The sequence below is a fragment of the Acinetobacter sp. ANC 4470 genome (assembly GCF_002135335.1).
GTDB lineage: Bacteria > Pseudomonadota > Gammaproteobacteria > Pseudomonadales > Moraxellaceae > Acinetobacter.
Genome location: NZ_NEGC01000003.1, coordinates 1 through 19,748, shown reverse-complemented (window position 1 = coordinate 19,748; position 19,748 = coordinate 1). Strand labels below are relative to the sequence as shown.

18 protein-coding genes are annotated in these 19,748 nt (G+C 35.8%); 8 read left to right on the top strand and 10 right to left on the bottom strand.

The annotated features are described in order from the left end of the window. The first annotated feature begins 1 nt into the window (after position 1). The 4 genes from pstC (at position 2) to sohB (ending at position 4,938) form a co-directional block, all read left to right on the top strand. Positions 2-1,381, top strand: coding sequence for a phosphate ABC transporter permease subunit PstC (pstC, locus tag B9T25_RS05215; RefSeq protein ID WP_086187418.1), 1,380 nt, complete (start codon positions 2-4; stop codon positions 1,379-1,381). Next, on the top strand, positions 1,378-2,772 hold the full coding sequence (gene pstA, locus B9T25_RS05210) for a phosphate ABC transporter permease PstA (protein ID WP_086187417.1): 1,395 nt from the start codon (positions 1,378-1,380) through the stop codon (positions 2,770-2,772). The genes pstC and pstA overlap by 4 nt, the downstream gene beginning before the upstream one ends. Before the next feature lie 12 nt (positions 2,773-2,784). Beyond that, the gene (gene pstB, locus B9T25_RS05205) at positions 2,785-3,708 is read left to right on the top strand and encodes a phosphate ABC transporter ATP-binding protein PstB (protein ID WP_086187416.1); all 924 of its coding nucleotides are present in this window, start codon (positions 2,785-2,787) and stop codon (positions 3,706-3,708) included. Between the two features lie 267 nt (positions 3,709-3,975). Further along, positions 3,976-4,938, top strand: coding sequence for a protease SohB (gene sohB, locus B9T25_RS05200; protein WP_086187415.1), 963 nt, complete (start codon positions 3,976-3,978; stop codon positions 4,936-4,938). Positions 4,939-5,305: 367 nt separating this feature from the next. Here the strand turns inward: sohB and B9T25_RS05195 are convergent, their stop codons facing one another. The 5 genes from B9T25_RS05195 to B9T25_RS05175 all read right to left on the bottom strand — a co-directional run bounded on the left by B9T25_RS05195 (position 5,306) and on the right by B9T25_RS05175 (position 9,833). Beyond that, positions 5,306-5,938 carry a DUF2238 domain-containing protein gene (locus B9T25_RS05195; RefSeq protein ID WP_086187414.1) on the bottom strand — a complete coding sequence of 211 codons (633 nt, stop codon included), beginning with the start codon at positions 5,936-5,938 and terminating at the stop codon, positions 5,306-5,308. A gap of 81 nt (positions 5,939-6,019) precedes the next feature. Continuing rightward, a complete protein-coding gene (gene purB, locus B9T25_RS05190) occupies positions 6,020-7,408 on the bottom strand; it encodes an adenylosuccinate lyase (RefSeq protein WP_086187413.1) in 1,389 nt (462 codons plus the stop codon). Positions 7,409-7,462: 54 nt separating this feature from the next. Next, positions 7,463-8,194, bottom strand: coding sequence for a high frequency lysogenization protein HflD (gene hflD, locus B9T25_RS05185; protein ID WP_086187412.1), 732 nt, complete (start codon positions 8,192-8,194; stop codon positions 7,463-7,465). Between the two features lie 15 nt (positions 8,195-8,209). After that, positions 8,210-9,343, bottom strand: coding sequence for a tRNA 2-thiouridine(34) synthase MnmA (mnmA, locus tag B9T25_RS05180; protein ID WP_086187722.1), 1,134 nt, complete (start codon positions 9,341-9,343; stop codon positions 8,210-8,212). A 4-nt stretch (positions 9,344-9,347) separates the two neighbouring features. Then, positions 9,348-9,833, bottom strand: coding sequence for an NUDIX hydrolase (locus tag B9T25_RS05175; RefSeq protein WP_086187411.1), 486 nt, complete (start codon positions 9,831-9,833; stop codon positions 9,348-9,350). A gap of 334 nt (positions 9,834-10,167) precedes the next feature. Between B9T25_RS05175 and B9T25_RS05170 the strand changes: the two genes are divergently transcribed. The 3 genes from B9T25_RS05170 to dcm all read left to right on the top strand — a co-directional run bounded on the left by B9T25_RS05170 (position 10,168) and on the right by dcm (position 13,262). Further along, positions 10,168-10,521: a hypothetical protein gene (locus tag B9T25_RS05170; protein WP_086187410.1), complete on the top strand. Its 354-nt coding sequence runs from the start codon at positions 10,168-10,170 to the stop codon at positions 10,519-10,521. Positions 10,522-11,092: 571 nt separating this feature from the next. After that, on the top strand, positions 11,093-12,196 hold the full coding sequence (locus B9T25_RS05165) for a hypothetical protein (RefSeq protein ID WP_086187409.1): 1,104 nt from the start codon (positions 11,093-11,095) through the stop codon (positions 12,194-12,196). A gap of 1 nt (position 12,197) precedes the next feature. Further along, positions 12,198-13,262, top strand: a complete 1,065-nt coding sequence (gene dcm / locus B9T25_RS05160; RefSeq protein ID WP_086187408.1) for a DNA (cytosine-5-)-methyltransferase — start codon at positions 12,198-12,200, stop codon at positions 13,260-13,262. Positions 13,263-13,527: 265 nt separating this feature from the next. Here the strand turns inward: dcm and B9T25_RS05155 are convergent, their stop codons facing one another. From B9T25_RS05155 to repM, 5 genes are all read right to left on the bottom strand, one after another. Then, positions 13,528-14,613: a DUF262 domain-containing protein gene (locus tag B9T25_RS05155; protein WP_086187407.1), complete on the bottom strand. Its 1,086-nt coding sequence runs from the start codon at positions 14,611-14,613 to the stop codon at positions 13,528-13,530. A 2-nt stretch (positions 14,614-14,615) separates the two neighbouring features. Further along, the gene (locus B9T25_RS05150) at positions 14,616-15,362 is read right to left on the bottom strand and encodes an FRG domain-containing protein (RefSeq protein ID WP_086187721.1); all 747 of its coding nucleotides are present in this window, start codon (positions 15,360-15,362) and stop codon (positions 14,616-14,618) included. A 267-nt stretch (positions 15,363-15,629) separates the two neighbouring features. Next, on the bottom strand, positions 15,630-15,773 hold the full coding sequence (locus tag B9T25_RS14540; protein WP_171262731.1) for a hypothetical protein: 144 nt from the start codon (positions 15,771-15,773) through the stop codon (positions 15,630-15,632). 23 nt (positions 15,774-15,796) lie between these two features. Then, a complete protein-coding gene (locus B9T25_RS05145; protein WP_086187406.1) occupies positions 15,797-16,363 on the bottom strand; it encodes a plasmid replication DNA-binding protein in 567 nt (188 codons plus the stop codon). Beyond that, the gene (gene repM, locus B9T25_RS05140; RefSeq protein ID WP_086187405.1) at positions 16,356-17,318 is read right to left on the bottom strand and encodes a replication initiation protein RepM; all 963 of its coding nucleotides are present in this window, start codon (positions 17,316-17,318) and stop codon (positions 16,356-16,358) included. Before repM ends, B9T25_RS05145 begins: the two co-directional genes overlap by 8 nt. Before the next feature lie 1,662 nt (positions 17,319-18,980). On the opposite strand from repM, the gene B9T25_RS05130 reads away from it, so the two are divergent. Further along, positions 18,981-19,379: a hypothetical protein gene (locus B9T25_RS05130; protein WP_086187404.1), complete on the top strand. Its 399-nt coding sequence runs from the start codon at positions 18,981-18,983 to the stop codon at positions 19,377-19,379. Positions 19,380-19,748 lie beyond the last annotated feature (369 nt).

The following is a 19,748-nucleotide window of genomic DNA, read 5'->3' as shown; positions in this document are numbered from 1 at the left end:
CATGAATCTGCTACTCATAGGTGTGTTATTGGCATTGATTGCCGTAGCCTATCAAATCGGGTTATCTAAAAGCCGTAACCTAGCAGGTAAGGGAAATAACTCTGCGAAGTTGCACTCTCGTCCCGGATATTACGGTGCATTGGTTGCTTTATGGTGTGGTATCCCTGCTTTTTTAATTTTACTTGTTTGGAATCTAGTTGAACCCAATGTTTTGCAATATTTAATTTTACAAAATGTTCCAGCAAATATTACAGCAAACTTAGATGTCGCTGGCATAGATGTACTGATTGATCGAATTAAAGCAATTGCTTCAGGTTTTGGTGTGAGTGACACACCCGCAGCTTATGAAGTTGCAGCAGCAGAGCATTTAGCTAAGTTTGAAAAAGTAAGTGGATTAGCAAAGTTTGCTGTCGTCATTTGTGCTGCAATGTTAGGTTTGATTTGGGCAAAGAAACGGGTCAGTCAAAATTATCGTGCACGTAATCAAGTTGAACGTACCATCAATGTTATTTTGATTTTATGTTCAGGGGTTGCAATTCTGACAACGATTGGCATTGTGATGTCAATGTTTAAGGAAGCAGTTCATTTTTTCAATTTTGTTTCTCCAATTGATTTTTTCTTCGGAACTGAATGGAATCCTGGTTTTAGTACATCGGGAAATGCTGAAGGAAGTTATGGTTTACTGCCTCTCATTTGGGGCACACTCATGGTCAGTGGTGTCGCATTACTGGTTGCCGTACCATTGGGTTTGATGATTGCGATTTATTTGGCAGAATATGCATCGCCAAAATTTAGATCTTGGGCCAAACCCGCCATTGAAGTGTTAGCTGGTATTCCGACCATCGTTTATGGTGTATTTGCACTGATGGTGATTGGACCCGCTTTAAAATTAATAGGTGCAGCCGTTGGTCTTGAAATTAATGTAACCAGTGCTTTAACAGCAGGTTTTGCCATGGGGATTATGATTATCCCATTTGTATCTTCACTTTCAGATGACATTATTACGCAAGTCCCACGTTCACTACGTGATGGTTCTTTAGGTCTAGGTGCAACAAAATCTGAAACGATTCGTCAAGTGGTACTGCCAGCCGCATTGCCAGGGATTACGGGTGCATTTTTATTGGCTGTGTCCCGTGCTGTCGGTGAAACCATGATTGTGGTGCTTGCGGCAGGAAATAGCCCTTTACTTCATGTTAATCCTTTTGAAGCAGTATCGACCGTCACCGTAACGATTGTGAAGCAATTAACGGGTGATACAGATTTCGCAAGCCCTCAAGCCTTGGTGGCGTTTGCACTCGGTTTGACTCTGTTTGTCATTACGCTAGGTCTTAATATTGTAGCACTCTATATTGTGCGTAAATATCGTGAGCAATACGAATGAGTACATCAAATACATCTCCAACGGATCAAAATGTATTTGATCCTCGTGCAGCTGCGGAATTACGCGAAAAACGTAAAGCTAGAATTGCAAGTTCATTGTCAAAGCGCCATCGTAAAGAAAACGCATTTCGCTTTGTAGGCTTCTCTTCTGTGGTTATCGGACTTGCCTTTGTCGCTTTATTGTTTGGTAGTATTTTATATAAAGGTCTTCCTGCATTTTGGCAAGCCAGTATGACGGTTCCTGTTTATTTTGATCCTACATTGATTAATGCTGGCCCTAGACCAACGCAGAAAGTAGGCGAGTCTCCAGCACTCTACCAAGAGCGTTTTATAGAATGGCAAACTAAAATGGGCATGGTCGATTGGGATGCTTTGATTGCCAATGGTTTAATCGCCAAAGATCCATCATTAGCCAATTATCGTGATGACTTAAGTAGCTTATATACCAGTTCAGAAGCCTATCGGATTCGGGATATGGTCTTTAAAGATCCTGCTTTAATTGGTAAAAAAGTTGAGTTGAACTTCTTAGCAGATGCCAATATTGATGTCTGGTTAGCGGGGAATATTGATCGCTCATTACCCGATGATCAGCAACAATTAAGCCCCGAAATCCGTAAGCTCTCTGACGATCTTGCTGCAAAAGGAATTATTCAGCGTACATTCAATACGCAGCTTTTTACTAATCCAGACTCCCGTAGTTCACCTGCAACAGCTGGTTTAGCGGGTGCATTCATGGGCTCATTGTTCATGATGCTGATCGTGATTTTTATCTCGATTCCATTAGGGGTGGCAAGTGCGATTTATCTAGAAGAATTTGCACCTAAAAATTTCATTACAGATGTTATTGAAGTGAATATCAATAATCTTGCGGCTGTGCCATCAATCGTCTTTGGTTTGCTAGGTGCTGCAATTTTTATTGGTTGGATGCATTTACCTATTTCTGCACCTTTGGTCGGTGGCTTGGTTTTAAGTCTAATGACACTACCAACAGTGATTATTACGACTCGGGCCTCGTTAAAAGCAGTGCCACCATCTATTCGTCAAGCAGCTTTGGGAATTGGTGCATCACGAATCCAAACTGTTTTTCACCATGTTTTACCTTTGGCTTTGCCTGGAATCATGACGGGCTCTATTATTGGTATCGCACATGCTTTAGGTGAAACAGCACCTTTATTATTGATTGGAATGAGTGCATTTGTAGCGAATATTCCTGTATCACCTTTAGATCAATCAACGGCTTTACCGGTCCAAGTTTATTTATGGCAGGGCAATGAATTACGTAACTTCTTTGAAGGACGTACTGCTGCTGCCATTATTGTCTTACTGGCACTGATGGTGGGCTTAAATAGCCTTGCAATTTGGTTACGTAAAAAATTTGAAGTGCGCTGGTAGAGAGGGCAATATATGAATACTGTAACTGCATCAAAAACAAATTCCTTAGAGCAGGATGAATCCGTGAATCAAGAACAGAAACAATTTATATCTTCCGAAGCAGATAAAAAACGTCAAGGGACTTCATTTGTTTCTCAATTTGATACCCAAACTTCGGCAAAAAAAGAAGCAAAAACAGCTAACGTGAAAATTAGTACTTCAGATGTACATGTATATTATGGTGAAGCAGAGGCAATCAAAGGGATTGATCTGAATATTTATGAAAATGAAGTGATTGCTTTTATTGGTCCATCAGGTTGTGGTAAATCGACTTTCTTACGTACTTTAAACCGTATGAATGACACGATTGATTCGTGTCGTATAACGGGTAAAGTAATGTTAGATAATCAAAATATTTATGATCCAAGCCTTGATGTGGTTCTATTACGAGCACAAGTGGGGATGGTATTCCAAAAACCAAACCCATTTCCAAAGTCAATTTTTGACAACGTCGCTTATGGTCCAAAGCTTCACGGTTTAGCGCGTGATAAATATGACCTTGAAGAAATTGTTGAAAATAGTTTGCATAAAGCCGGTCTTTGGAATGAAGTGAAAGACCGTTTAAATCAGCCGGGTACAGGTTTGTCTGGTGGTCAACAGCAGCGTTTATGTATTGCACGTACCATTGCTGTTAGCCCAGAAGTGATCCTGATGGATGAACCGTGTTCTGCGCTTGACCCAATTGCAACGGCAAAAATTGAAGAACTGATTTCAGAGCTGTCTACACAATATACGATTGCCATTGTGACGCATTCAATGCAGCAAGCAGCGCGTGTTTCAGATCGTACTGCTTATTTCCATCTAGGTGATTTAATTGAAGTGAATGCGACCGAAAAAGTATTTACCCAACCGGATCATCAATTAACAGAAGCCTATATTACTGGTCGTTTTGGTTAATCCAATGACCGCATAAAAAAGAGCCGTTAGGCTCTTTTTTATTTTTAATCAAAGATATATTGAACTAGATTTATACTTCTCAAATCGCTTATTTTTGTTTATCGGGTTGAAATTCGCGACATAAAAGAGGCTTTATAACGGCTAAAATGCTTATAAGAGTAGCAGAATAAAAAATCAGATGATTTGGATCAAAAATCATATTGAATTTTTGATATTTTGACCTCATGTTAAGGTTAACTGTAAATACAATTAGAGAAATTATTTTATATGCTATTTCACACCCCGAAATTACCTGCTGAAATTCGAATCAGCCATTTAAATGCACGTGTAAATGAACAACGAAAAAAAATTGCACAAACCACAGCATCTAGATTTGAACTATTACAATTGACTCAACAGCTTTCAAAAGAAGCACGTTTACGTAAAAAGAATAATCAAAAAGTTTATGTCCTCGATTTTAAAGGTGACACAGCGGCATCTGCGGTGGAAAGTTTACGCGAAGAAATTACCTTAATTTTAACCACAGCAAAAGCAGGTCGTGATCGAGTAGTACTTCGCTTGGAAAGTCCGGGTGGTATGGTACATGGTTATGGTCTAGCTGCGGCACAACTGGTACGTTTACGTGATGCTGGGTTTAACCTCACCATTTGTGTGGATAAAGTCGCGGCAAGCGGTGGCTATATGATGGCATGTATTGCCAATGAAATTGTTTCTGCGCCATTTGCAGTGGTCGGTTCAATTGGTGTGGTTGCACAAGTGCCCAATTTTAATCGTTTGTTGAAAGAACATCATGTCGATTTCGAGTTATATACCGCAGGTCAATTTAAACGTACTGTAACCATGTTTGGTGAAAATACGGCTGAAGGTAAAGCAAAATTCGAAGAAGAGTTACAGCAAACACATGAATTATTTAAGCACTTTATTGAAAAATACCGTCCACAATTGAATGTTGAGAAAGTGGCTACAGGGGAGCATTGGTATGGTAAAGATGCACTTGAGTTAAACTTGCTGGATAAACTACAAACCTCAGATGAATATTTGCTTAGTTTGTTGGCACAGCACGATGTCTATGTGATTGATACACGTCGTAAGCCGACTTTAGGTGAAAAGTTAGGTTTGCAAGCAGCACAGATGGCAGATGGTTTAGTGCCAGCAGTCATGAATAAAATCATGGAAACTTTAGCGAATAGTAATTCAAGCTTAGTGCAAATGCGTGATCCGAAACTTTAATAATAAAGTTTGATTAAGATTTTAAAGCATACTTAGGTATGCTTTTTTTGTAGCCATATTAAAGAGTTATACTAATATTGTTTCATGATTGTTTATCTATAAAATGGCAAGGTTTCTTATTGTCTTGGGGGCGGCATAGTCGGAAGACTTTTGAACGAATTACACTACAACTAGATGATTCTAAATATTTCCGCCATTTTAGATTTGTTGAAAGTTTGGTGCGTAAGAATAAAGACGATCATGTTTGTTTTGAATTTCATGATCGTCAGAAAAACTCACAGTTATCCGAATCGATAATTTTAAAATGGATTGAGCCGACCTCGATTCAGCAATAAACAATCGATGTAGCAGCTTCGTTATTTAGGGATTAGCGATGTTTGGAAACTTTAATTAAGCAGATCAGGCCAGTAATGATTGCGCCAATAGTCGCCAGCAGCATATCTTGATGAGCATCCCAGATATCTCCTTGTTGTCCATTATAGTTTTCTGCTTCTTCAGGAGATAAACGCATTGCAATCCACCATTCAATCCATTCATATACGAGGCTGCTTGCCATGACAAATTGAATAATAAGCAGAAATAAAACCCATGGTTTTAGGGTGGGAAGCCAAACTTGAAATAAGCGGTAGAAAAAAGGATACAGCAATAAACCATAAGCAATATGAACTAAACGGTCGTACATATTGCGTGACCAGCCAAAAGCTTCATTTATATCAAAGTTAAAATATTGCATGAACCATTCATTATAGGGTACATAAGAATAGAGATAATGTGCGCCAAGAATATGAATGAGTAAAAATAAAATATAGAGGAAAAAACTGTAATAACTTAGCCCAATTTTTTTAAAACAAATAAACAGGACAATTAGCATAAATACTGTACCAATCTGATGCAGTATATAAGAGGGTAATTCTAATGGTTGAATACTTGCAATAATAATTGCAATGGCTAAAAAACCTAAAAGAAGCCAGTGTTTTAAGCTGAATTGATATTCAATCATTTTATTTTTTTCGACTATAAAGTATTGGAATTATAATGAAAAAGCGAAGCCGAAGCTTCGCTTTTTGATATTAAAATTTAATTAGATTTTAGTAATTAAATCTTTAATTTGTTTGGCTTGTTCAGCAGCATTACCTGTATAGGTTGCAGGTGTCATCTCAGCTAAACGTGCACGATCCGCAGCAGGAACAACTGCAAGTTCATGACCATTAACGAAGTCCACCATCATTTCACGTGTCATTGCTTGACCGCGAGTAAGGGCTTTTAATTTTTCGTATGGTTTTTCTACGTTGTAGCGACGCATAACAGTTTGAATTGGTTCAGCCAAAACTTCTTGAGCATGATCTAAATCTTCAGCAATACGTGCGGCATTCAGCTCTAATTTACCAATACCTTTTAAGCAAGCATCAAAAGCAATTAAGCTTTGTGCAAAACCAACACCCATGTTACGAAGAACAGTAGAGTCAGTTAAGTCGCGCTGCCAGCGAGAAATCGGAAGTTTTTCACCCAAATGAGCCAATACTGCATTGGCTAAACCTAAATTACCTTCAGAGTTTTCAAAATCAATTGGGTTGACTTTGTGTGGCATGGTTGAAGAACCAACTTCACCTTCTTTCAAACGTTGTTTGAAGAAACCTAAAGAGATATAACCCCAAACGTCACGGTTAAAATCGATCAAAATAGTATTGAAGCGACGTAACGCATCAAAAAGTTCCGCCATGTAATCATGTGGTTCAATTTGCGTGGTGTACGGGTTAAATGCTAAACCTAAAGATTCAACAAATGCTTGTGAATGTGTAGGCCAGTTAATGTCTGGATAAGCTGAATAATGTGCATTGTAGTTACCCACAGCACCATTGATTTTACCCAAAAGTTCAACATTGTTAAATTGTTTGATTTGGCGCGCAAGGCGATAAGCCACGTTTGCCATTTCTTTACCCAAAGTGGTTGGGCTAGCTGTTTGACCATGGGTACGAGACAACATTGCTTGTTCAGCATGTGTTTCCGCTAAAGTCGCAATTGCATCGATAATGCTTTGCATAGAAGCAACAAGAACCTCACGACCATTTTTTAACATGAGAGCGTGAGACAAGTTATTGATGTCTTCAGAAGTACAGGCAAAGTGAATAAATTCACCGGCATCTTTCAATTCATCAATATGCGCAATTTTTTCTTTCAGGAAATATTCAACCGCTTTTACGTCGTGGTTGGTGGTACGTTCAATCTCTTTAATGCGGTTTGCATCGTCTTCCGAGAAATCAGTCACAATTGCATCTAAAGCAATATTAGTTGCTGCTGAAAAAGCAGGAACTTCAATAATTTCAGGACGGTTTGCAAGCGCTTGTAACCAACGCACTTCAACAGTCACACGAGCATGGATTAAACCGAACTCAGAGAGGAAAGGACGGAGAGCATCACATTTGCTCGCGTAGCGTCCATCTAATGGAGAAAGTGCGGTTAAAGCGTTCATAGCGATTCCTTAAACTTTGGAATTAAACGTAAAACAAAACTCGCACAGCATCAGTTAAACCACCTGATACTGTAAACGAGCAAGATCTTGGATATCTTGGAGCAGCTTACGCTTACTGAAAATCATGCCCCATGAACTGCCACCCAACTGACGCCATAAATGCGCCATTTGTAAGCCAGTAAACAGGGAAGCGCGAATACGATTGGTGTGAGAAGCATCTTTAAAGGCTTCTGCACTGCCTTTTACCATAATGCGTGGACTAATTTGTCCCGCAGTTTCAATATAGGTTTGGGCAAGGTTGGCAATAATACTGGGATGCAGATAATTATTGTCAAAGAAAGACAGCTGTTTCAAAATTTTCTGTTGAGATTGTTCAATAATCTCAACGAACTTAGGATTGCCATAGACTTTCTTTTCTAACTGCAACAGTGCCATGGCATAGCTCATCGGCAATTTGGTATTAGAAAGTTTAGGTAAACGAGACTTAGGCGACGTATTAAATGGCTGGGTAATACTGTTTTCTAGCGTTTTTAAGCCTAAAGAAAGATCGGCAAGTTGATTGAAAAAATACAGTGTTTGACAGGATTCATTGGCACTTGGACGAATATTGAGGCTGGCTTTGATGAGTTTTTCTAAGTAGAAACTACCACTTTCACCGACATTTTGCTGCCCCGACATGGCAGTCATATGCGTCAGCTGTGTCGATTGAAACACAGCTGCTAATGCCAAAGCTCTATTTTGGCGAACATTCAAAGTTTGAGGCTGTTGAAAGGGTAACTCAGCCATGCCTATCGCTTCCTTTTAAATAAAATCAGGTTTTGGCGCATTGGTATGATGAATCACACCACCACCTAAACAAACTTCATTTGCGTAGAACACTACACTTTGTCCAGGAGTCACCGCACGTTGCGGCTCATCAAATTCAACCCGTACACCATTGGGTGAATTCGGGTCTTTAAATATTACACAGGCTTGGTCAGGTTGGCGATAACGCGTTTTAGCAGTACAACGGAAACCTGACTCAGGAATCTCTTGTTCGCCAGCCACCCAGTCAATTGCTTCACTCCAAAGCACTGTACTTTGCATGAGTGGATGTTCATGACCTTGACCAATCACGAGGCGGTTGTTTTCAATATCTTTATAAAGAACAAACCATGCACCTTCAGACTCGCCTTTTAAGCCGCCTAAACCAATGCCACCACGTTGACCGAGCGTATAGTACATTAAGCCGTGATGTTCACCAACCTCTTTACCCGTATCGAGTAGAATTTTTCCAGATTGTGCAGGTAAGTATTGTTTTAAGAAGTCATTAAAGCGACGTTCGCCAATAAAGCAAATACCGGTTGAATCTTTTTTCTTGGCTGTTGCTAAATCGAGTTCTTCTGCAATACGACGTACTTCAGGTTTTTCAATTTCACCGACAGGAAACAACGTTTTGTTAATTTCACGCCCATGTACAGCATGCAAAAAATAAGTTTGGTCTTTATTGCTGTCCACACCACGTAATAAAGGTGCATATTCATCACCTTTAGAATTGGTCATGGTTTCACCGCGACGCGCATAGTGACCTGTTGCAATAAAGTCTGCACCTAAGTTCATGGCATGGTCGATGAAAGCACGAAATTTAATTTCTTTATTACATAAAATGTCAGGGTTTGGGGTGCGACCCGCAGCATATTCAGCCAAAAAGTGCTCGAATACACGATCCCAATATTCCATTGCAAAGTTAGCAGTATGGAGTTTGATGCCAATTTTGTCACACACAGCTTGTGCATCGGCAAGGTCATCCATTGCCGTGCAATATTCCGTGCCATCATCTTCTTCCCAGTTTTTCATGAAAAGTCCTTCAACTTGATAACCTTGTTGAAGAAGAAGTGCTGCAGAAACAGAAGAATCTACACCACCAGACATACCGACGATGACACGTTGTTGCATAGGATTAGGCATCCAAATTTGAAATTAAAGGAGAGTTTTGGTGCTCATAAACGAGCGATAAAGGATATTTTTGACCAGATAAAGCATCTTTTACGGCTTTAGTCACTAGGGGACTACGTGCTCGTGCAGATTCAATCAGCTCATCTACAGTCATCCACACCGCACCAACAATATCGGTATCCAGTTTAGCATCAGGATAATGTTCAACATCACGGGCTAAAAAGCAAAAACGATAGTAAGTACGATCGGAGAACATTGGCGGTGTATAGGTGTATATACCGAGCAATGATTCAATTTCGACATTATAGCCAGTTTCTTCCATGGTCTCGCGAATTGCGGCTTGAATAAGCGTTTCACCACATTCAACATGACCCGCAGGCTGATTGAATACAGTATGCGTAACACCTTCAGTATGTTCTTCAACAAACAGGAATTTTCCGTCTTTTTCAACAACTGTGGCTACGGTAACGTGAGCTGTCCAAGCGGTCATAAAACAGAACCATGGGAGTAAAGGGGGTATTCTACAAAATTTAGGGCGTGGTGGCTATGTTGAAAGGTTTTTTCTTTGAGAGTATGAAATAGACGATAACTCATTATAAATGTTAGCTTATCGACTTTCTGAAATAATGGTTAAATAATAAGCATGGAACACGACTATTCACGTAAAAAGCCCAATTGGTGAGGGTTGGATTTTGATTAAATACTTAAGTGATTGATTTATATAAAAATAAAAGGAGCATTTCGTATAAGGTGTATTATGTTAATTTTAGAAAAAGTAAATAAAATGATGTAGTAGCATCTATTATCAAATTAAGGAACTAATAATGGATAACGCTGAGTTTGTTGATGCACTTAGGCTCTATGTTCGAGATGCCGGAATCGAGGGTGTTATTTCTCGGTTAAAAAACCCACCTGGTAGAAGTGTTTCTCCCAAGATGAAAAATTTATCTGAATGGTATAATGGCTTATCAGAAGAAAATACTAGTAAAGTTAATACCATAATGGAGTTAGTTGCTCATGATGTCTTATTTGGTGTTTTTTCAGTATTAGATGGTGTTCGAATTATTGACGAAGAAAAAGGACAGTTTGAATTAACTTATAGAACTCAAAAAGATACATTCATACTAAATGATCCCTCTGAGATAGGATTATATGAGCTACTTAATTCATCGAACTAAAATTGGATCATGCACACAACAATAAAACATACTTATTAATCTTCCATTTAACATAATGGGCGTTATACGAAACGCGTTTCATTTAAGTTAATTATTTCAATTACTTAACTCATTTTAAAAATTCAAAAAACCATAAAAAAACCGACTCGGAAACAAGTCGGCTTTTTTATGTACAACTCTGGAATATATTGCCAATAAAATTGATCAATATTTAATCAAAATAGCACATTGTTGTACATTATCAACTCATCCACTGCTCAAATTATCCCCAATTTCTGCGGATAACCCTTGGGGTAAAATTTAAACAGTTTTGTACGCTTAGGCGCACATGGATTCAAGCCCTTTGCGGCTATACGACCTCACGCTTATTTCCTATCATGAGGACATAGAGAGCAGGATGCTCCAGATAAGAATAATAAGATCAGATACAGGGAATGTGAGGTACGACAGGAGTTATACCAACGCATCAAATATGTAAAAAAGCCCAACAGGATGTTGGGCTTTTTTATTATCTTTGATAAACATTTAAATCCAAGCATAATAGCTTATAAACTTTTGAATTATTTGCAAAATGAAAGAACCTTTAATAGATTATCCATGGAAAGATACTTTAGATAAAATCTTACAGAGTAAAACTCTAGAAGATAAAGATTTATTACCATTTTTATTTGATGTTGTTATGTCACTAGCATACATAGATTCAACAAATAATTTAGGTAATAGTTTAGAGGTATGTACTTCTGGAGATAGTCACTATAATGCCCACTTAGGTTTTATTAACTTATGCGCTAAATGTTATGCTCATAAAATTTGGCGATATCAAAAAGCAGCAAAACCATCTTCAGGTGCATTAGGTAAGTTAAGTAGTGAGTTAATATTAAAGTTCATCTCATCAAAATTTACAGAATTTGATCAAGTGCAAGTAATTGGGGGGACAAACTATGCAGATGCAATTATTCATCTTAAATCAGGTGAATTAATTTACGCTGAGGTTAAAAGTGCTCCTTTGATAACTTTTCCATTATTAGTACAGACTCCTTTCTCGGATATAGAAGACCACGAAAAATTGGAAATTACACATTCTCAATTACAAGAATGTGACTCTGCTTTATATATCAATGAGCATATAAGTATCCCTTTAGGTAAAGTACATTCGCACCTTTGGCCATTTCATGGTTTACTTGAATTTGTTGATAATATTGATAATAAGAAGCTAATGTATGCAGGTTTCGATCATTGGAAAAGAGCTAGAGACTTATATAAATCAAAAGATAAATCTGACCCAATTTTCTATTTAGTAAATGCCTGTGGGGCACCACCTCAAATCGCAAAAACAGAATTTGGTTGGCCAAAAAAAGAAGTTATTAGTGATTCAAAAACTAGTGCAGGGCTTGATAGAACTGATGATATTAAAAAAGGTATCTATCAAACACTAAAAATTGGGTCTAATCATAGACATGAGAATAATGTCAAAACGGCAATTATTTCCAACCTCCCAGCATATAGACACGAGCGCGAATATATTGATGATTTAATCCCTCTGATGTGGGGTGATCAAAAAGATATGTGTATTAATTCTGAAGTTGGTGAGTATATATCCAAAGAAAAGTTAAGATATGTTTTTGACTATATCATTACGTTAGACTATTCGACTTTACGAAATTTAGAGATTTAACGTGCTTCCTAACCATCAAGCTAAAATCTGTAAAGGTATAGTGTTAGAAAGGCTGGAACACCTTCCCCCTGGTGGAAAGATGGGAGATCTTCCATCCCATCTTCAACACAAAAGTTTCATTAGAACTGGTGAAAAAAAAACCGGTGGTCCTAACATGCGTTTAATCCGCTTGGAAGATAAAAAACCATCGTTAACGGTTACGGCACATATCTTTAATAAGTTCGTTCATCCGATTGAAAATAGATATGTTACTCCTAGAGAAGCGGCCACTCTCCAAGATTTCCCCTTAAACTATGAATTTCTAGGAACATTAGGAGAAGTTCATAAACAAATCGGAAATGCTGTACCTATTAAATTAGCTACAGCTATCGCTAAAGAAGTCTCAAATTACTTTAAAGCTCTTGAAGACATTGGAACAAAAAAAATTGCTTCTTTTTTTACTGGAGCAGGCGGATTAGACTTAGGATTTGAAAATGCAACAGATTCAAAAGTCATTTTTGAAACAAAATTTTCAAATGATATTGAGTGTTTCGCTGAAAAGACTATCAACAAAAATAGACCTTCTTGGAATTTTATACGTCAGGATATTAGGACCATTTCACCACAGCAAATTATAGAAGCTGTAAATGGAAAGCCTGACATTATTGTTGGCGGCCCACCTTGCCAACCATTTAGCGTAGCTGGTAAACAGAAAGCAACCGATGATCCTCTTGGCACGTTATATAGAGATTTTATTCGTATTATTGATCAACTTCGACCTAAAATTGTCGTGATGGAAAATGTCTACGGTCTAGCTCAAGTAAAGAAAGCCAATATGTTAGATGAAATTTATAAATCATTTAATGATATTGGTTACAGCATTAAACATGCGGAACTATTTGCATGTGATTATGGGACGCCACAAAAAAGAAGACGATTATTTTTTATAGCAACGGAAAAAGATTTAGATAAGTTCTCATTTCCAGATCCGACTCATAGTGAAAAAGAAAATTTACTAGGTTTACCCTCATATACGGGCGCTGGTGAAATTTTAAAAAAATTACCAGAACCGTTATACAGAGATTAATAAATTGAATAGCCCCATGTGAATGGGGCTATTTAACATGAAATCTCTTATTCGAAGTCAAAAAATGAGGATATATAGTCCTCATTTCGTGTAAGTACCATTACCTACTGTCGTGGACGACCGATGCGTGGCTTCGTCAGCCCAAAATTGGTATTTGGCAATACTTTAATGCTCTTAGGGTGAGTATTGCCGAAACTCTCTCAATGTTCACCATCAGCCTAAAGGGCTTGCCCGACGGCTGTGGGAACTTGAGAGAGTAAGAACATTAGTTATTTAAATCAATTGGATTAATATCCATAAACTTTGATAATGTTTTAAGTCGATATCTTATATTACTTACATCGTTAGTACCTTGAACTAATAGTTTAGAATATTGAATTAATTCATAATCAATTCTATCGTATTCATCCTCTGTAGCTTTACTAGCAAAGTCTTTATTTTGTCTAACATTTTCAAGAAATTCTTCGAGCTTCTCTTTAGTAAATTTTGCTGGTTCTCCACTATCACTTTTTGCTAATAGATAGTAGACAATCATATTACCCTGACTTCTAAGTAAACTATCTTTATCATTAAATATTAAAGATAGTTGATCTAATACTTGAGTTACTACTCCTTTCATACTAGCTACTTTAGTTTCTTCATTTTTATAGCTAGAAGCTAATTTATCTAAGAACTCTTTTTTGGTATCTACTAGTTTTTCATTAAATATTAAGTGAGATTCGATAAGCAGAATTCGAGCTAAGACTTCGTAATGTTGATATCTTTTATTTGAAAAACTAATTTTTTGTGTAAAGAACTGATGCTCAGATAATTCACGTATACATTTTACTAAACTACCACCTATAGCATTTCTTTTTTCAGGAGAGTTTAGTGGTACAGCTTCATTTAGGCGTGAGAACATTTCCTCAATTAATTCGATATCATCGGTAACAACATTAATAATTGGTAAAACATACGAATCGAATTTAATTTTAATCTTAGGATAAGTTATTGCAATTTCTTCATAACTTTTGCCTTTAAGTTCAATAATAGGATCATCTAAATATATTATATCGTTACTTAATTTGAACTTTCCATCTAGAAACCCCCAAATAGCTTCTAACCGTTGTCTACCATCAATTACAGAGTAACTAAATCCAGATTCAATTCGTTCTTCTCTAGCTAGGTGATGAAAGTACATTTTAGGAATATCATAGTTATTCAAAATAGAATCAATGAGTAATTGTTTCTTAGCAATGCTCCATACATCTCCCATACGTTGATATTCAGGATCTACGTTAAGAGTATCTTTATCTGAATATACTCGTAATATAGTTGAATGTTGCATTGGGCTTGTTTCTATATAGCTCATGCTTAAAACCCTTGTTTAATGTGTTCAGATATACTAGATAATTCAGGAAAAAGAGAAAATTTAGAGAATCCTAATGTTTTTAGTTCTAATAAAACTTTTAACCTATCATCTGAGGAAATGATGTAGGAAGTTAAAAAATTTTCTGTGTTAGCTAGATTGTTAATAGCTATTTTATCCTTATGATGTATGGTAAATACACCTTGTTGAGCTTGAATTCTAGGATTGTTTCGAGTGGCTATTACTGCTATTGGATTCATCCCAATTCTAGTAGAATTAACACTCTCAATCGCATAACTTGTAATAATATCTTCATCATCAAAAGATGGGATGAAGTTGTTTTCATCAACAATTTTAATATTAGCTTCGTTATTTAATTCTGTTGGTTTTAAGCACCAAAGAATAGCATCTGTATTCGGATATTTTTCATAATCTTCTAAAGCAAAATATAACGAAATTAAAGGGCTCTCAGACCAATCTAATAACCTAGTTGGAAGTCCATAGTGTTGCATTAAAAACATCCATGAAAAGCTGTTAACAGGGTCTTTATCTAAAAGCATTGAGGCAGATTGTTTAAATCTTTTTAGTAGGTTTGATTCAGAAGTTAAATTATTTCCTCTATGAAATCCCGGCACTAAGTCCCATGATTTATGAGATTGTCCTCTGTACCAAATATTTGTATTTGAAACACTAAAATCATCTTTTAAATGGCTAATAAGATCAGAAATACTAGATATATTCTTTTGAGTCACTGTTATCTTCATGAAGTAAAATTTACTCAAATTATATAGAATTAATAATTTTAGTTAAGTCTTTATTTTATTTGATTTATTTTATTTTTTCTAAAATTAACATAATACAGCTTATACGAAATACTCTCATTAAATTGAATTAAATCAAGATATTGAGATCCCCTAAAAAGTCCAGTTTGAACAAACTGGACTTTTTAGGGGATCATTCATCCAATATGCCTATTTTCTCAGCAATTTGAGTGTGTATTGATAAACCTTACTGAACAATCACTTGCTTTGCTCTTGGGCTTTTTGACGCTGTTCTCGCTCTTTCTTGAAAGCTTTTTGATCCATGATACTGGTAATGATCATGATGGGAATGCCGATCAAGAGAAAGGCAATGCCTTGTAGAATCTCTTTCAGTTTTTTCACGCTGGATCTCCTTCCTAGAAAGCTCAATCTTCGTTAAAGACTGCACTCAATACTCGTCCAAATAAACCACGTTTTTTAGGTTCTTTTGGGGATGTCTCATAGTGTGTTATTGACTTGTCTTGTGGTGCATCATTGGGATGCCTTATGTTTGTTTCATGGGACGTTTCATTTTGATCCATTGCTTTATTTATATGGGTTACAGGTGTTTCATATGTATTGTCTTGTGGTGCATCATTAGGTTGTTTCACGGTTGTATCGTGAGACAATTCTTCAGTATTTTCTTTATGTCCTATAAGTAATTGAAAGCGGTCTATCTGATCTAAATAGCGTTGCTCTCGATCTTTATAAGATTCAATTTCTTTTTTCATGAAATCTACTAACTGGCGTAAATCTGCATTATCTTTGGGGGGATTTACGATTTGGTAGGTTTCATTTTTTTTAGTTGGTTCACCAAAGCAACGGATGACTTCTGATACATCAAAAAGATTATCAGAACTTCGAGACAAGCGACCTTCTTTAATAGCTCTATATAGCGTAGAACGGCTAACATTAAAGCGTTTAGAAACCTCACTTAGTGATAACTTAGCCATTTACAGTGTCCTTTTGATTAGATGGCATATATCCCACTTTTTTTAGGTATGGATAGAGTTCTTTAAATCGTTCAGGATCTTGTAACATTTCAGCAATACGAACAGCAAATTGTTGAAAGCTTTCTGTACCTTGTGAATATTTTCCCATATCAGGTAACTCTGAAAGTTTATTAGCAAACAAATGACGTTGCGAATCTGTCATTCGAGAAAACAGATCAAAATTATTATGAGCGCTCTTAACTTTAGTTACTGGAGCATTAACTTTTTTAGGTTTAAAAGTGAATGATAAGCCTGAAATAGATCTTCCTTTTTTAAATTGTTCATATTCAACAGTAATATCAGTTAAATGATTAATTTGTTTTATAGCTGGCTCTAATACCCGATTTTTGAAGTTAATCATTTTCTGATATTCATTGGTTTCTAAACCTAGTTGTTCTCGAAAGTCTGCTAAATCAATGACTGGAGTTTTACCAACCTCTTTCCATGAGATTAACAATTCGTATAAGCGAATAGCATATTTACTAGTTAATTGAGCGACTTGTTTTAATTGGTAACTAGTAAAGTGTTTCTCTAATCTAGTGATGAGAGGAACAACATCGGGAGCAAATGTAACTTCTAGAATAGCAAGATCATCTATATAGGCGATTCTACTAACCCATCGTGATTTGACTACAATTTCTTTGTTAGTATCTTTATGATTATCTTTAAAAGAAAATTTTCTTTCAAAAAGATTATGAACAGCATTTTTTAACGCACTGTAAGCTGCTTCCTTAGTTACATCAAAGCGTGTTGCATAGTCAGAAGCATGTATCTCTAATTTACTATCGGAAGTAATCCCTTGTTCTGTTTCTCTAGCTCTTATGATAGATAAGAGTATTAGGCGTTGCTCTGTAACTTCTAGATTATAACTAGCATTAACAAGAATATTATCTTTGACAACCAAATCACTTTTCATAGAACTACATATTATTAGTGTTGTTGAGACTACACTATCAATATGTGTAGTCAAATGCAAAGAGATTGTAGTCTTATGACAAAGAGATTGTAGTCTTATGACAAAGAGATTGTAGTCTTATGACAAAGAGATTGTAGTCTTATAGGCTTTGAAAGCCTTATATAGAAAGGATTTCAGCGTGCTTAAAAGCATTAAAAGCATTAAAAATAATTAAAAGCCCAGGGAATGAAAAATTGCCCTATGTTTTCGCTACGCTCAAACTCTATTGAATCTCGCTTTCGCTCGATTCTTCGGGGCAATTTTTTGACTCATTAACTTGTGACTTTTAAAAAAAGCAAAAGCAACTAGGAATTCGCTTCGCTCATAAAGCTTTTTTACTCGCTACGCTCGATATGGAATCTATTTTTTGTATATAATTTATATATTTAAAAAATTCAAAATTAAAAAAACAGTTTTTCAGAGGGTCTAGACGCAAGTTTTTATAGTTCGCTCGTAGACACTCGCTCTAAAAATACTGCTATAAGCGCATAGAATGCGATTTAAAGCATATTTCTTCTTATGACCAATGGTTTTACGTTGTTTTAACTTAAAAGCTATTTATGGGCTTTAAAAAGCCGTTTTTAGTTATGTCTTAAATTTTCAACTTCCCTTTTTTTAGTTAATCCTTACATATATGTATAAAACAATAGGTCTATACATGAATCATTTGGTATTTATTTACATGTATTGGATCATTTAATGCAGTATTTCATTAGAAAGATACGTGGAATAACCAAAAACTCTTCCAAAAATAACATTTTTCTTGATTTTTTAGAGTGTGAAAAGATCATTTTAAAAGTCAGTAAATCCTTACATGTATTAAACTATTCTTTATGTAATTGAATGGTTTAATTGATTCAATATTTATTTTTTATGATGCAAAATTGATGCATTGAATTGCTATTAATTTTATAACCCTTAACTTCCCTGCAATTCTTTATAAGAGCGCTCAATCGATCCCGACTAAAATTAAAGATATTAGGTGCTGGAAGAGGCTTCTATCTTCATACCTATCAATTCTATATAAATCAGTGCAATAAGGTTAATTATGTATGAATTTTTTGATTTCCATATATGCTTTAAGATTGTAAGTTATTGATTTTTGCATCCTGTAAGGTGCGTATGGTGTATCCATAAAATTTCGCATTAATCCTTATAAAATTATATATAGAATTCAAAATTTAAAAAGTTTTAGGTTTTTAAGGGCGTTGTCTAATTTTTTAAATAAAATCATAAGTTTAAATTAAAATAAAAGGTTTTATTTTATTTTAAGATTAAGAAAGGCTTTGGACAAAAGTAAGAGGTGTAGCAAATAATTGCATTTACATAGCAAATAATTGCAAAAGTGTGGCAAATAATTGCATTTACGTAGCAAATAATTGCAAAAGTGTGGCAAATAATTGCATTTACGTAGCAAAGACTTGAACGTTATCTCGAATACCTTACAGGACGTTGTCTTTTTAACTCTGAAAATGTCGTCTTAAATTTCGCATAAGACATTTCATGTTAAACAGATGATTAATCAAACCGTCCAACTTTCGGGGGGCAAATCAGAGCCTTTCGTATAAGGTGTATTATGTTAATTTTAGGAAAATTTAATTATTACTCTAATAAGTGAAAGAAATGAAAGTACATTTTTTTTGGATAGACAGGTGGAATGATGGATACCTATTTCCAGAAGCAAGAAGCTATGATGCACCTAACACTTTTAAAGGACTAATATTTAGTTTTTTGAATGATGACGAAGGTCATGGAATAAAATGTTTAAGTAATTGGATAGATGAAGGACTGATTGAAATTGAAAAAATTTCAAATGGTGAATTAAATTACTATGACATGTGTGCATTTCATGCTTGGGCAGCGGAAATAACTAAGGCAAATGTTTTAATTTATTGGATGTATGATGATACTAAATATGATGAAAATATGAGTTTTGAATGCTTTTATAGAATTATCAAAGAGTGGGGAGCATTTTTAAAAATGGTACCAGACCTAGACCATATTGTTGAATTTGAGTGTTGATTTTAGAAAAAATTTAAATTTGCTCTGTTATATAAGATATGGCTAAAGCTGATCTCCATTTTATAAAATTACCTCTTTTATCAATATAATTTCGGATCTGTCGTATTAATGTTTTAGATTCATTTAACATAATGGTCGTTATACGAAACGCGTTTCATTTAAGTTAACCATTTCAACAACTTAACTGATTTTAAAAATTCAAAAAGCCACAAAAAAGCCGACTCGGAAACAAGTCGGCTTTTTTATGTACAACTCTGGAATATATTGCCAATAAAATTGATCAATATCTGATCAAAATAGCACATTGTTGTATGTTATCAACTCATCCACTGCTTAAATTATCCCCAATTTCTGCGGATAACCCTTGGG